Source organism: Vibrio artabrorum (genome assembly GCF_024347295.1).
Taxonomy (GTDB): domain Bacteria; phylum Pseudomonadota; class Gammaproteobacteria; order Enterobacterales; family Vibrionaceae; genus Vibrio; species Vibrio artabrorum.
On the sequence record NZ_AP025458.1, the window covers coordinates 1032595 to 1046742 of the forward strand.

Consider the following 14148-nt stretch of genomic DNA (forward strand, 5'->3'; position numbering starts at 1 on the left):
GGTCAATGACAAAAAATAAACAAGTGCAAAGAGCCGTTCGATGGTCGTGTTCATGGTTATACCTATTGGTTTTCGTCAGCCTTGTAGCCTCTAAAGTCTATGCTGACGAAGGGGGAGAAAAAGTCACGCCAATTACGGCACTTAATACACTGATCACCAATCCCGGTATCGGGGTGGAAACGTTCCATGATGGTTGGGGCACGGACTTAACTCTTGAACAATATCCAGCGTCGGGAATTGGATATTATCGGTACTATTGGAGTGAGCTTGAGCCAAGCGAAGGTGAGTACAATTTTGCTCTTATTGATCGCTTGCTTGAAAATAACACCAAGCAGTCACGACGAGTCGCTTTGCGCTTTATGGCGCTTGACGAACCATCTTCAGGCACAAAAATCCCACAATGGCTTATCGATAAGGGGATTGCAGGGCAGTGGGTTGAAAATGGAAAAACCTTCGTGGCTGATCTTGATGACCCAACATACCTCTCCTATGTTGAAAAGTTACTCCGTGCTTTTGGTCAACGTTACGATGATGACTTGCGGCTTGCTCAGATTGACATCGGCATGGTGGGCTCTTGGGGGGAGTGGCATAACAGTAACTTTCCTGATCTCGAGCCTCTGCACAGTCGATATTCAGATCAGCAGTTAAATACGTTCGTTGATTTGTATTTTTCGGCATTTCCAAATACGGCCAAATTGATGTTAATTGGTGGAGGGTCTTCTCTGTCTTACGCTATTGAAAAAGGCGCAGGGTGGCGCGCCGATTGCTGGGGTGATTGGCATCATTTTTCTCCGACTTGGAGCCATATGGGAGATGACTACCCGTATAGAATTCAACAAGCAAAAGCGCAAACGCCATTATTCGATACCGCTTGGCAGCGCGAGCCGGTTAGTTTCGAAGTGTGTGGTAACATGCGTGGCTGGTGGACGACACAACATTATACGAGAGAGCAAGTCGCAGCGTCATTGGACTGGGCGATTAGCCACCACGCAAGCAGTCTTAATTTGAAATCGACACCGATTCCCGAGCAGTACCGTGATTTATTAGATAAAGCGTTACTAAAGATTGGGTATCGTTTCCGAGTTGATTCGATTCGTCATTCAGCTCGCGTGTTGGCGGGGCATCATCTCTCTCTGACAACCCATATTGTTAACGATGGCGTGGCACCAACGTACCAACCTTCTTATGCGTATTATCGGTTAGTAAACAGCAGCGGTAAGGTCGTGTCTATTGGAAAAGACCGCACCAGCAGCGAAACGTGGCTTCCTGGATTATATCAATCGACGGTAAACCTCTCATTGCCGATGGCACTAAAAGCCGGCCGCTACTATGTCGAAATAGCCGTGAGCGAAAGTCTTGACAGCAAACCTGTAAATTTGGCGAATACAGGAAAGCTGGCGGATGGGTGGTATCGTTTAAGTGACGTTATCGTTAAAGAGTCACAACAATAATCGCATGACTTTTGATGTGCTTTGTCGGTGCATTATTCATGGGCAGCCTCGAATTCAAGCTCGCCACGGAATCCGTGGCGGCATGGGTATCGAGTTTTACAGTTTTGGTTAGGAGTCAGTTTGGCTAAGAAATATTATGTGGTTTGGAAAGGTCGTACAGCGGGCATTTTTTCCACTTGGAACGAGTGTAAAGCACAAGTTGATGGTTTTGCTGGCGCGAGATATAAATCGTTTCCAACACTCAACGACGCTGAGTCTGCATTCGGTGGTAAAACCTCTTTGACGTCTAGCGCCGCGAAGCCAAGCTCAACGGGCAGAGCAACGAAAGCGAAGGTGCCACCGCTTTCGGAACAACAAATCACGGATATGCCTTTTGATATTAAAATCTTCACTGACGGGGCTTGTGAACCCAATCCTGGAGAAGCGGGAACGGGGATAGCGGTTTACCAACACAACCAGTTAACAGAATTGTGGTATGGCTTGTATCAGCCTGTGGGCACCAACAATACCGCCGAGTTACACGGGCTTAAGCAAGCGTTTATACTCGCGAAAGAGAAGCTCAATGCGGGTTTGTCTGTTGCGATTTATTGTGACTCCAAATACTCGATAGATTGCATTACTCTGTGGGCAACGGGTTGGGAGAAAAAGGGTTGGACCAAGTCGGGCGGCGAGATTAAAAACCTCGATATTATTCAACCTGCGTATGCTCTTTACCAAGAATTGGCATCAAAAATTACGATTTATCATGTGAACGGTCACGTGGGCATTGAAGGCAATGAATTGGCCGATAGAATGTCGATTGTGGCTATCTCATCGAAAGAGCAACAAATGGTTCCATATCGTGATATCGAAGATATTGCCTCTATTTTGGCACTGCGAGCCGGCTAAACGGGAAACCTATCGATGACCTTGATATTCATTGGTAGGTGTTTCGCCCATTTCTTTATTTTTACGCCTGTCTTTAGGTTGGGTCTTCAATCCATTGCGACAACTGCTGAGCTTGTTTTATCGAATTAAAGTACTTGGTCACACGTTGTCTCGCTTTTAACCCCATCTCGGTTTTGTCATTGCTGCTTAATTGCGCAAAACGTTCAATCGCTTCTCTTAATTCCTCAACGTTCTTTTCACTAACCACAAAACCAGTCTCTGGTGAGACGATCTCTTTGCAGCCCATGATGTTGGTTGTAATAACGGGTGTGCCGACAGCCATCGCTTCTTTTAGCACTAACGGCCCAGTATCGACACAACCTGTTTCTGAAAAACAGAATGGTGCGATGAGGCTATCGTAGTGCGACAGGTTTTCTTTGACCCACTCGTGAGATTTGGCGCCAAGAAAGGTCACATTTTGGGTGAGTCCTTGCTCTTCTACCTGTAATTTTAATGGTTGTTCTAAATCGCCAGTGCCGATAATGTCGAGGTGAATATCGAGAGGTTCGGCAATCGGTGCTAATGCATCAATCAGATGGTGGATACCTTTTTGTTCAACCAATCGACCAAGGAAAACTAAGCGTAACTGCTTCGCTTCGGTCTTTTTGCGCAATTGGAACTGTTGGGTATTTACTCCGCAGTGCAAGAGCTTAACATTGCCGTTGGCCATGCTCTTGAAGTCTCTGAGCATGTCTTTGCACACTGCGACCACAAAATCACTCGAAGAAATTTTCTGTTGAATGTCATAAGCGAATTCGTAAACATCGTGACCGTGAGCCACGAACGAACAAGTGATGTTCAACAGCTTTGCAGCAACAATCGCGTGAGCAGCGGTGTGTTGGCAGAAGTGTGCGTGTACGTGGTCTATCTCTTTCTCGGAGAGTTGCAGCGCCAATTTGAATCCATAAGCGAGCAATGATTTTTTAGGCAAACTGGTTTGCTTGGAAACAAAGGATACTGCCCTGATAAAGCCGGTCCAATTGATGTTTGTGAGTTGACTCATTCGAACATCTCGACCAATTTCCACAATATCATAATCAAACGACTTTTCGCTCTCTTCTCTGTCAAATGTCATCACGCAAACATCGTGTCCACAGGCATTAACAGAATCAACTTCTGTTTGAATAAAGGTCTCACTGAGTACTGGATAAGTGGGGGCTATAAAGGCTACTTTCTTCATTCTTTGCTCCTTCGAATATTACGCAATAAAGCAATAAAGCAAGATACGAACCAAGATCAAAGGGTGCGCTGGGAGGACTTTTTGATTGCTTTCTTAAGGTTATCCCGCCAGATGTGGTCAGTTTTATCAAATTGATAATCAAATTGGAATTATGATGATCTTCTTCCGTTTTCCTTGTTCGTCATTTTGAGAATAGCTGCGTAGGTGGTTGTATATGAAAGCAATTTAGTCGTGTGGGTTGTCGGCATAGAACGTGCAAAGTTAGTTGTATACCGTATCAATCAGAGGCGTCAGCATGGCTACAGTGAGCGTTATTATTCCCACCTACAATTGTTTGGATTATCTGCCGAAAGCCATTGGCAGTGTGATCAAGCAAACCCATCAAGATATCGAGATCATTATTATTGATGACAACAGTAATGATGGAACGTCTACTTATCTCGCGTCGATTGATGATGAACGCATCATTAAACTATCCACCTTAGGGGTGGGAGCGCCTCAAGCAAGAAACCTTGGCATAGAAAAAGCTTCTGGTGAGTACATCGCTTTTTTAGATGCTGACGACTTTTGGTATCCAGACAAAATCGAGCGACAACTCGAATTTCATCAACGATACCCAGATCTTGCGATGAGTTTTACTAACTACGAACACCTGACTGAAGATTATCAAGTGATCGTCGATTGCTTTAGTTACTGGTCGCAGTTTCAAGAGCAAGATGAGTTGTTTATCAACATCCAGAACCCGCTGGAGTTCATCATCGAAAACAATGTGATTGGTACATCGACGGTCATGGTCAAAGGCAATGTTTTTTCTCAAACTGGCACTTTCAACGCTGATGTTAAGTATGGAGAAGATTGGGACCTATGGCTGCGAATGAGTGAAAACCATCAGATTGGTGTGTTGAACTCAGTGCAGGTTGGTTACTTGATGAGAGCGAGCTCCGTGACCCAAACAGACAGTCTTAAATTGAGAAATTTGCAGTCTATAGAAACCATCCTGCAACGTTATCAAAATGACCGTCAACAATGGAACCTGCCAACGTCCAGTTTTAAAATTGCCAACGCTAGAATACTAGAAGGCTACGCTGACTATTACAGAGGCTTACAGCAGAACCGACGGGCCATCTTTTATAGCATCCGCTCTTTAGCGCTGGCTCCGCAAAAAAGAACCTTACGACACTTTTTCGGAGACTGTAAGAGTTTCCTAACGCTTGCATGTTAGGGAACGGATGATGTCCATGGGTTCATTAAAACAGTCGGCCTATTACGCCATTGGTATCGTGATGATGAAAGGGATCTCACTGGTGATGATCCCCTATATCACCCATAAAATGACGTTAGTCGAATACGGCTCCTTAGAGGTCATCGTGTTGTTGGCTGACATCGGGACGATCCTTTTTAGTTTTGGGATTGTTGAGGCCATGTATCGATATGTGGGCGTCGCTGAGGGTGAAGAGAAGAGAAAGCTGGTCTCGAACTGTTTCACATTGAGTGTTTTGGTCTGTGTGCTAGGAGGCGCTTTAATTGCTCTTAGTATGCCCCTGTTGTTGCTGATGCTGCCCGTTGAGTTCCAGCCTTATCAAATCCTACTTCTTCTGATCCCAACCATGCTCGATGGCGCAATTTCTATTCCGCTAACACTGATGCGAATGAATGCGATGGCAAAACGCTTTTGCATGCTCAATGTCATGAAGGCAAGTGTGCAAGCCGCAATGACGTTTGCATTGCTTGAAGCGGGGTATGGTATTGATGGTGTGTTGATTTCTTCTGCCGTTTCTAGCGTGTTGTTGATGTTGTGTTTATTGCGCTATCAATGGCAAGAGATGGGCGCATTTGGCAGCTTTAAGTACTCAGTTAAGATCCTAAAGTTTGGATTGCCCACGTTAGTCGGTGGTGCTTCGATGTACATGATTACGGGGTTAGACCGATGGGTGATGGCAAGTTTCGTTGGTGTCGAAGAACTGGCGATTTATGCGGTCAGTGGCAAATTTGCGTTGATCCTTGGATTGTTGCTGCAACCTTATGCGCTTTGGTGGTTTCCAAATCGGGTGGCCATGCTGCAACAATCTGATGGTCAGAAAGCGTGTGCGGATAGAGCGCTGGTCGGCGTTAATCTGGCTATTGTATTGGGGGGTTTGATGATCCTGACTGTGCCGGGTTTTATTACTTTGATTTTGCCAAGCAGTTATCAATATGCGGGTACCCTCGTCGTCGCACTCTTGGCGATTGGCGTGATTAAGAACGCAGGGGATTACCTCAACCTTGGTTGTTTCAGCGGTGATTCAAGCCAATCACAAATGTGGATACAAGGCGGTTGCGCGATCTTGGCTGCGATTGGTTATTTTGTGGTGACACCGATTTATGGTGTGTGGGGCGTTGTGGCAGTGCTTTGCGGTATCTACCTATTGCGGTTACTGCTCTTATATCTCGTCAGCCAAAGCATGGAGCCGTTACCTTATCAACACAAAAAATGGATAGTGGCGTTAAGCATTTCGATAGTGGCTATCGTGTGTGACCGCCTGATGGGTTTAGCACTGGTGAATGTGCCTGATTTTATTTTAGGAAGCTTTGTCGCTGTCATAACGCTGGTGGCCTTTGTTCGATACTCAGTGATCGTTATTCCTCAAACTGTGCTTGATCGATTTGTTGTTGGCAAACGTTCATCGGCAAATTGAACCGACGCTCTCTAAGTCGTCGCTTTTTTTGATAAATGAAGGTAAGGCGTCACTAATTCTTTTATGTTCACTTTTGCACCAAGACGAGCGGCCAGTAAGTACATACCGCCAATCTTTCGGTGTAGGAATAGGGCATCGGCTGGCGGTGTATGCCAATATTCTTGCTCCATACTCAAAATGGTCCCTGCTTCACGAAGCCTTTGTGCTAAACCACTGGCTTTGAAGTCGTAATCTTCGTCGACAAGCATGGGTTCACATGCCATTTTCACTAAGTTGAGAATCGCTTGGCGCTGAGCTGGGAGAATGGTCTCGCTAAAGAAGCCGATCTGCTCTAAGCCCAGGTTGAGGCCTTGTTCATCGTGGTTGATCACAGAAGTAAAAGCCAAGCGATAACCATCACTGAAGCGGTCGCTGTATTCACGTGTTGCCCCAAAATCTAACAGGCCAATCTGATGAGTGTGTTCAACGTAAAGGTAGTTAGCAAAATTGGGGTCGGTCTGCACCATTTTAAAGTCGAACAACTCTCTGAACATCAGTTCAAGCAAGCTACGCATCACAAAGTCACGAGTGCTTTGGTCATGGCCTTCTATTTGTTCAATAGAAACACCTTCAATGAAGTCCATCGCGAGTATCGATTCTGCCGAGATTTGAGGGTGGATTTTGGGTACTACAAAATGAGTGTGCTCTTTAAGTGCATGATAGTAACGTGTTGCGTAGTCAGCCTCACGAGCATAATCGGCTTCGTCGTGGAGCTGCTTTTTTGCTTCTTCTAATAAGCCTTTATAATCAACCGTTTTGGGTATCAAACCCACGATGTTAAGTAGTGTGCCTACGTTGTTGACATCACTGTCGATGCTTTTGCGAATGCCAGGGTATTGAACTTTAACCGCTAATTTGTCTCCAGCGTCACTATAAGCTTGGTGGACTTGGCCTATGGAGGCACTGGCGATCGGTTTAAAGTTAAAGGTGATAAAGTTTGCTTTCCAACTGTCACCCAGTGCGTTTTCTAACACTTGGTTGAGTTGTTTCGCCGGCAATGGGTCGGCATCGGAACGCAAGCGGCTCAGAATGTTCGCGAGTTCAGGTTCAAGAATATCACCCGCGTCCATTGATAACATTTGGCCTAGTTTCATGGCTGCGCCACGCAAATGAGCCAGTTGATCGGTGAGGCGAGCAATGTTTTTGGGTGTCAGCATTAATTCTTTAGCGCTAGGACGGTTGCCTTTCGCGAGTTGCTTGGTGCCTTCCGTTATCACGTTACCTGCAACTCTGGTCGCTAACGACGCAAATTTACTGAATCTCGCCATTCGATGTGTGGGAAGGTTGCTCTCTTTTGCCGACATAAAGGTTCTCTCTTGGGATTGAGGTACACTAAAAATGTTTTGAATTGCTGTACTGTACAATGTTTAGTTGGGTAACCGTTCCTTTGTTTGTGATGACTCGTATGCAGGTTAGCACCATTAATAAGCTGGTGTTGTGGGGCGGTAATCAAACAACTAAGGACAAAGACACGCTGTCTGCCGGGTTAAAGTGGGTGACCGCTATGTGGGTATTCACCGCATGGCTGAGCCTCATTTCTACCAAACCGCCGTTGGTCTGACTTAAGTAAAAACTATTTAATGCAGCCGTGTACATTGCAGCGCGACTTTCCTGTTAGCCAGAAGGAGACTTTGTATCGGTTGTTAGCAAAACGCAGATAACACCAGTCAGCCAATGGTTTGAATATCGCCCAACGCAATGGGGCATACAGCCAACCCTTACCAACCAACTTCCACGCTTGGTAGGTCGCGTCCAACCCCAACAGCAATTGCCCGTTCTTATCGAGGGCATGCAATATCGTGTTAGCCGCGTTTGCATCAATCTGTGGATAGTCTGAAAACGCGTCACTGTATATGTTGATAGTTTGAATCTTATTCTCGGTATCATGCTTTGCAAGTGCCGCCATCTCTTTGGCGCACAGTGGGCATGTCCCATCGTAAAATATCGTTAATGCAGTCATTGCTTCCCTTACTCTTTATCTGTTCCTCTTTGTACGGGAGGGATTCTTTAGTGGATCATTTGGGTTAGTTATTCGACACTGTCATCATGACGAATATTTTACGGTAAAACCCGTGCCTTCACATTTTGAGAGTTTATACGCAATGACCACAAAGTTAATCACCCGTTTCATTATCACTTTTTCTGCCCTGTTGCTAAGTGGTTGCGTGAGCTACAGCGTTACTGAACAAGAAATGACGAACTACCTGCAAGATTCGGTGATGTTAGAACAAGAAGTCGGTGTGCAAAACGTTATGTATGCACAAGTGGCGGTTGATGACTTAGCGGTGCAAATTGGTCGAGCTGATGCCGAGCGAGTGTCTGTTCTGGCGAATACCAATGCAAAGGTTCAAGTGTTTAACATGCCAAACATGGGGCTAGATCTGGATATCGAATTCAGCGCGATTCCCGAATATGACCAAGAGAGTGGAGAGGTCTACTTAAAGTCTCTGCGTCTAGAGCGCTTTGAAGAAAAAGATAAACAGCTTTCGCCTGAGGTCGCCAAACTACTTAAGCCTGCCGTTTCTATGATTGGCTTTGCTTTGTCCCAGTCACCGGTTTACAAACTGGATAGTAATAAAGTGCAAGAGCTATTGATTAAGTCATCTCAGCCCAATCTCGTGATTAAAGATAACAAATTGGTTATCCAACTGTTTGATTAGTGGCTTCTCTATTCAATCCCGTCAGTGGCTATCGTTTCCATGGACAGGAGAGCCATGGCTAACATTGTACATTTAACGATAGGGCAACTCTCTGATCACAGGGTAGTTCTCTGAGCGTAGTAGTCTTTCTGTTAAATTTTCAAATCATCGAATCCAATACATTCGATACTGTTGTCTTTGAGCCATTGTTGTAAAACCGAGTTAGTTAGAAGGGCGTGTTCTTCCGTTCGTTTCGTGTGATAGCTAGATAGTGACCTAAGCTCGTGACTGGCAAAAAGTGATGGATGACACATTAATTCAAGTACACCGTTAGGCATTGTAGCTTGGTAGCTCAGCAATAAATCCTGCAGGCCATTAAGCGATACGCCTTCGTCAAAGAAGCGTATGTCGAAAGCATCAGGTGTTGGTACACGCAGTGCATCTTGCCCACTCACGATATTATCGATTCGTCGAACGGGTAGGCCGATTTCATTGGCTGTTCGAGTAAACGCCGCTTTAAGAGGTTGGAAAACACCACCAAAGTGATGGCTGTCGATATGGTTTATTTTCAAACCTGCTGCAATCGCTGCTTGATATTGCGCCTTAATCTCAAGTGCTACTTCCTCTTCGACGATGTCTGTTTTGTTGAGTAGCGTTGATTTATCAAAAAAATCACCTCGGCTATCCACGAGACTTGGCACTAGCTTTGGGGCGCTAACGGGTTTACCTGCTGTGACCGTAAAGTGAAGGCCTACTTCAGGAACCAAGCCTTGGTGGTAAAGTTCGATGGCGTGTTGTGTACCTGGTTGGTTCATCATGATAGTGGTTGATTTCACGATACCCGCTTGTAAACAATCGACGATGCCATCGTTTACGCTTTCGGTGAGGCCGAAATCATCGGCGTTGAGTATGAGTTTCACTGTTGACCCTTATGACAAGTTAGGTTCTAGGTTTAATCGTTTTGAATGAGTTTAGTGCTCGCGGAGTGAAAAGACTTAAAATTATTCTCATAATAAAAAGTGCGCTCGCTTGACCAAGTTTGTCTTGGTCTTTAAGAGAGTCTTGCGAGTCCATATTCACAGAGATAAGATTTATTCATTACGTGATGTAATCTATAGGGTAAGCGACTACGTTTACAAACCAGAATTAACGGGCCATGCATTATTGAGAGTAATTTATGGGGTTATTTGAGAACAGGCAACAAACACTGTCATTGCTGCATACATTCAGCGTTGCAGCCAAACATTTGAGCTTTACTTTGGCGGCCGATGAGCTGTTTTTGACTCAGGGTGGGGTAAGTCATCGTATTAAAAAACTGGAGCAACAGCTTAGATTCAGTTTGTTTGTGCGCAAAACTCGTAAATTGGAACTCACACCCGAAGGACAAAGGGTCTTATCAATGCTCAACGCCTCTTTCGAGTCGATATTTTCTGAACTCGTGGATATCCAAACGGGTGAATTGAGTGGTGAATTATATATCGCAACTTCTCCTTATTTTGCTGCGTCTTGGCTGATGCCACGCTTACCTGAATTTAGAAAGCTGTATCCTAATCTGAGCATTAAACTTCACACCAAGCAGAACCAATCTGACTTCCAATTTGAACCTTATGATGTGGCGATTTTTTATGGCAAAGGCCACTACCCTAATCATTACAGTGAGCGCTTGTTTTCAGGGACTAGAACGCCGGTATGCAGCCCTGAATATGCCAAGATGCTAGGATTCGAAGCATTAAACGATGGGATTTTTGCTCTGGATAAGCCAAGTATTGATAACTTGGTCCTGAAAGAGAGGCTACAAGCTTTAGCTAAGGTACGCTTTATTCATAGTGGTGGTGTCTCTGCTTGGCAGCGTTGGTTAGCAGAAGCTCAAAGTGATGTAGATTGCACCTTGATGTGCGATTACTACAGTGATAGTCGTCTCGCAATGGATGCTGCAATGTTATCGATGGGAGTTGTATTAGGGCGCTTAGAGTTCATGAAGCCGCAGATTGAACAGGGGTTGCTAGTGGCTCCATTCATGAATATTGAGTCTGATAAGGGCTATGATTTGGTGTGCCCGAAAGGCATGGAGCAGCGAACCAAGTTCCAGGTATTTGCTCTATGGGCGAAGCAGCAGTTATCAGGCGAAGCCGTCTAGACAAAGGCGAATTAAAGGTCTAGTTTGGGAGTTCATTTACTAAAAGAGAGGTGAATTATGTTCAGCCATGTTTTTCTTGGTACCGAAGATATTACGCGCGCGAAGTCTTTCTATGACCCCATCATGAAAGTGCTGGGCTATAGTGAAGGTTCTGTTGACCCTAAAGGGCGCTGTATTTATGTCAGCCAAACGGGCATATTAGGTTTAACTAAACCGATTGATGGTCAGCCAGCAACACACGGTAATGGTATGACCATCGGTTTTCTCGCATCATCTCCCGAGTTGGTGGACGAATGGCATCGTGTCGGTGTCGAAAACGGGGGTACAAGTATTGAAAACGGCCCCGGAGTGAGAGGCTCTGATGCGCGTCGTCTTTATATAGCCTATCTGCGAGATCCTGATGGAAACAAGATCTGTGCAACTCACTTTATGCCATAGTGGCGTATAATTAGGCTGGGTTGATGGTTTAGGGCTTGCGAATCAGAGCGCTAAACTTGCTCTTTTTTCCTAAAGACTCGCACCTATTGCAAAGGATCTGCTAGATGACATCGAGTGAATTGTTTTATGAGAGTTTTAAGCGTTGCCGGATTGACCAAGAATTCTTGGAGAGTTTTTTAGCGGATTTTTGCAAGCATAATCCAAGGTTTTCAGAACGCTTTGAAAACATAGGGTTAGAGCAACAAACTAAAATGCTTAAAGCTTCGATTATCCTCATCCACAACTCTGTCGGTCTGCCGAGTGTGCGAAATTCGGTGAGGAAGTTGGGTAAAAGACATAAAGATTTAGGGTTGAATATTTCGGAACAAGAGCTCAACGAGTGGTTTCAGTCATTGCTCAATACCGTTAAGAAATACGATCCTCATTATGATGCTCAGGTTGAACAAGCTTGGACTGAAACATTCGATGTTGGTCTCAAGATCATGAAAAAAGAGTGTGTGGTCTGAACCAAAATGTGTAACGAAGTAAGCCTCGTCTAACGAGAGGCTTACTCAGTTTTTCTACTCAATTAAAAGGTAAAGCCTGCTTGGATACTTACTACCGAGTCAGCGGTATACCAACCAGTACTTCCTCCGAACTCATACCAATCAAATCCAGCTCGAGTCACAAACTTGGAGTGGCCGAAAACGGGTTTTAGTGACTTGTATTCTGCGCCGATACTGTAAGTTAAGCCAAGAGCACCATGGGACCCTTTGTGGACTTCATTATTATCGCTAGATAGGAACACCAATTTGGTGTCTGAGTGTGAAAAAGCGCCCGCCTTACCATAAACAGCGAAGTTTTCGCTGAAGCTGTGCTTATACATAGGTGTTAATGAAAGCATTAAAGAATCGAACTCTTGCTCTGTTTTAAAGATCCTTCTCTTCAGTGCTAATAACAAGTAATGTCGATTCAATATACCAATTGCTTTGAACGATCTGGCTACCTAGTGTGAACTGAGCGCCAACGTCACCGCTATCCACCCAATGCGTACATTTCATTTGATGCAAAAGCTGAAGTTGATGCGATGCCGGTAACCGAGGCAATCGTAAGACCCGCTAAGATTAATTTTTTTCATTGTTTCCACTCTGGTTTGTAAATTTCGGGGAGGATTAAATGAACGATGTGCAGGAGTTACTCTGTGATTTTATGGGTTTTCTTTGAGGGAGGGCGGTATATGTTTCACGAAGAAAAACCTCTGGCGACGGAGGTCATCGCCAGAGATCAGAATCAATTGAGGCTTACGTTTTAATAGAAATTAAATCCAAACGACCTATGTTGGGCTGGCCTAGCTTCTAACACGTTACGAGAATCGAATTAAAAGTGAGCAGCCCAACCAATCAGGAACCCTTGCGATGCGGTATCGTATTCAAAGGTACCCTTGTTTTCGTAATCAACCCAGGTCGATTTGTAGGCAACATTTAAGTCAGACCAACTGTTTATCTGGTATCTAAGTCCAGTTAAGAGAGATGAGGTAAAGTTGGTGTCACTACTAAGCCCTGCATCAATGGTTGCATGAAACTTCCAATCCTTATTGATCTGCGTTATCCATCTCACACCTATTTGGTAATCAACCCAATCTTCATCGAGTGATCGGTCTGTACTTAGCTTGCCACCTGAGCCGTAAAGCTTGGCATCAATGTCGTTATCCCACCAACGAAGCCCAAACAGATAATCAATCGTGCCAAAATCGTATTGGTAGCGCTTAAACCCCTTCACATCTAAAACACCTTGTCGGATATCAAGGTTGCCCCTCAATACCTCTAGGTTGCTACCTAACACTGAGTTTGTTTTTCCGCTTAACTTCATGAAGCTGTAGTCAATGTAATAGCCCCACTGATTGTCATGGATACCCTCTAAACGCACCATTGCGGTCATATCAAGATGATCCATAATGAATGCAGGATCAACATCGACATCTGCTGACAAGCCACCAATGGTACTGTCTCCGCGGATATTGAGGGCAAGCGCGTAAATTTCGAAGCTATGTTGCCACTTTTTTGTATCCGCTTGTGAACTTGCTTCCTGAGTATTTACGGTTGAACTTGCAGCCAATGCTGATGCGAGTAGGTAACGCCATTTAGCCATATTGATATCCTTATCTTCGATGTGAAATAGCACGAATGTGAATGTGTGTTTTAACTATCCATTTTTCACTTATGCAACTTGTATATTGCTGATTGTAGACTATGTTTTTTAAAAGGAGCCGCATTAAAAGAGTAAGGATATGAAGCCACAGAGCATTTTTTTGTTCGTCGCTGTTTTGGGTTTAACACCGATTGCGTTGTCGTACGGTTATGCCCCCGTTGTCTCACTTGATTATCTTTTAGGAATTGATGCTAGCCCTATTAATGTCACTCATATCTTTCGTGCCGTGATGGGGTTGTACTTAGCGTTGGCTCTGTTTTGGATAGCAGGGGCATTACTAAAGAAATACCGACTGCCAGCACTCTACAGTTTGGTGGTCTTCATGTTGGGTTTGGCTGCTGGTCGAGTCATTAGCTTGTTGATAGATGGCATGCCTCACTGGTTACTTGTCGTCTATCTACTATTGGAGCTTGGCTTTGGTTTGGTAGGAATAAAAATGGTTCACAAAGAGCAACCTGAAACAGTATAAGGACAT

15 protein-coding genes and 1 pseudogene are annotated in these 14148 nt (G+C 44.7%); 10 read left to right on the top strand and 6 right to left on the bottom strand.

Going from position 1 to position 14148, the window contains the following annotated elements; translation table 11 throughout:
• Positions 1-5 precede the first annotated feature (5 nt).
• Positions 6-1451 (top strand): DUF4832 domain-containing protein, encoded by a 1446-nt coding sequence (locus OCU36_RS04835; protein ID WP_261839274.1) that lies wholly within the window; start codon positions 6-8, stop codon positions 1449-1451.
• A 120-nt stretch (positions 1452-1571) separates the two neighbouring features.
• Positions 1572-2339: a ribonuclease H family protein gene (locus OCU36_RS04840; RefSeq protein ID WP_261839275.1), complete on the top strand. Its 768-nt coding sequence runs from the start codon at positions 1572-1574 to the stop codon at positions 2337-2339.
• Between the two features lie 73 nt (positions 2340-2412).
• Here OCU36_RS04840 and OCU36_RS04845 read toward each other — a convergent pair whose 3' ends face one another.
• On the bottom strand, positions 2413-3558 hold the full coding sequence (locus OCU36_RS04845) for a glycosyltransferase family 4 protein (protein ID WP_261839276.1): 1146 nt from the start codon (positions 3556-3558) through the stop codon (positions 2413-2415).
• A gap of 295 nt (positions 3559-3853) precedes the next feature.
• On the opposite strand from OCU36_RS04845, the gene OCU36_RS04850 reads away from it, so the two are divergent.
• Positions 3854-4780 (top strand): glycosyltransferase family 2 protein, encoded by a 927-nt coding sequence (locus OCU36_RS04850; protein WP_261839277.1) that lies wholly within the window; start codon positions 3854-3856, stop codon positions 4778-4780.
• A gap of 16 nt (positions 4781-4796) precedes the next feature.
• The gene (locus tag OCU36_RS04855; RefSeq protein ID WP_261839278.1) at positions 4797-6233 is read left to right on the top strand and encodes a lipopolysaccharide biosynthesis protein; all 1437 of its coding nucleotides are present in this window, start codon (positions 4797-4799) and stop codon (positions 6231-6233) included.
• A gap of 11 nt (positions 6234-6244) precedes the next feature.
• Here the strand turns inward: OCU36_RS04855 and OCU36_RS04860 are convergent, their stop codons facing one another.
• The gene (locus OCU36_RS04860) at positions 6245-7576 is read right to left on the bottom strand and encodes an ABC1 kinase family protein (RefSeq protein ID WP_261839279.1); all 1332 of its coding nucleotides are present in this window, start codon (positions 7574-7576) and stop codon (positions 6245-6247) included.
• A 59-nt stretch (positions 7577-7635) separates the two neighbouring features.
• Between OCU36_RS04860 and OCU36_RS04865 the strand changes: the two genes are divergently transcribed.
• Positions 7636-7833: a hypothetical protein gene (locus OCU36_RS04865; protein ID WP_261839280.1), complete on the top strand. Its 198-nt coding sequence runs from the start codon at positions 7636-7638 to the stop codon at positions 7831-7833.
• A gap of 12 nt (positions 7834-7845) precedes the next feature.
• Here OCU36_RS04865 and OCU36_RS04870 read toward each other — a convergent pair whose 3' ends face one another.
• Positions 7846-8232 carry a thiol-disulfide oxidoreductase DCC family protein gene (locus OCU36_RS04870; protein WP_261839281.1) on the bottom strand — a complete coding sequence of 129 codons (387 nt, stop codon included), beginning with the start codon at positions 8230-8232 and terminating at the stop codon, positions 7846-7848.
• A gap of 142 nt (positions 8233-8374) precedes the next feature.
• Between OCU36_RS04870 and OCU36_RS04875 the strand changes: the two genes are divergently transcribed.
• Positions 8375-8932 carry a DUF1439 domain-containing protein gene (locus OCU36_RS04875; RefSeq protein ID WP_261839282.1) on the top strand — a complete coding sequence of 186 codons (558 nt, stop codon included), beginning with the start codon at positions 8375-8377 and terminating at the stop codon, positions 8930-8932.
• 131 nt (positions 8933-9063) lie between these two features.
• Here the strand turns inward: OCU36_RS04875 and OCU36_RS04880 are convergent, their stop codons facing one another.
• A complete protein-coding gene (locus OCU36_RS04880) occupies positions 9064-9831 on the bottom strand; it encodes a carbohydrate deacetylase (protein WP_261839283.1) in 768 nt (255 codons plus the stop codon).
• Between the two features lie 257 nt (positions 9832-10088).
• On the opposite strand from OCU36_RS04880, the gene OCU36_RS04885 reads away from it, so the two are divergent.
• From OCU36_RS04885 to OCU36_RS04895, 3 genes are all read left to right on the top strand, one after another.
• The gene (locus tag OCU36_RS04885; RefSeq protein WP_261839284.1) at positions 10089-11048 is read left to right on the top strand and encodes a LysR substrate-binding domain-containing protein; all 960 of its coding nucleotides are present in this window, start codon (positions 10089-10091) and stop codon (positions 11046-11048) included.
• Positions 11049-11105: 57 nt separating this feature from the next.
• Positions 11106-11486, top strand: coding sequence for a VOC family protein (locus tag OCU36_RS04890; RefSeq protein WP_261839285.1), 381 nt, complete (start codon positions 11106-11108; stop codon positions 11484-11486).
• A 104-nt stretch (positions 11487-11590) separates the two neighbouring features.
• Positions 11591-11992 (top strand): globin, encoded by a 402-nt coding sequence (locus OCU36_RS04895; protein ID WP_261839286.1) that lies wholly within the window; start codon positions 11591-11593, stop codon positions 11990-11992.
• Between the two features lie 62 nt (positions 11993-12054).
• On the opposite strand, the pseudogene OCU36_RS20030 reads toward OCU36_RS04895, so the two are convergent.
• Positions 12055-12590: pseudogene (locus OCU36_RS20030) on the bottom strand (hypothetical protein).
• Between the two features lie 252 nt (positions 12591-12842).
• On the bottom strand, positions 12843-13613 hold the full coding sequence (locus OCU36_RS04905) for a DUF481 domain-containing protein (protein WP_261839288.1): 771 nt from the start codon (positions 13611-13613) through the stop codon (positions 12843-12845).
• Positions 13614-13752: 139 nt separating this feature from the next.
• Between OCU36_RS04905 and OCU36_RS04910 the strand changes: the two genes are divergently transcribed.
• Positions 13753-14142: a DUF4345 domain-containing protein gene (locus OCU36_RS04910; protein ID WP_261839289.1), complete on the top strand. Its 390-nt coding sequence runs from the start codon at positions 13753-13755 to the stop codon at positions 14140-14142.
• Positions 14143-14148 lie beyond the last annotated feature (6 nt).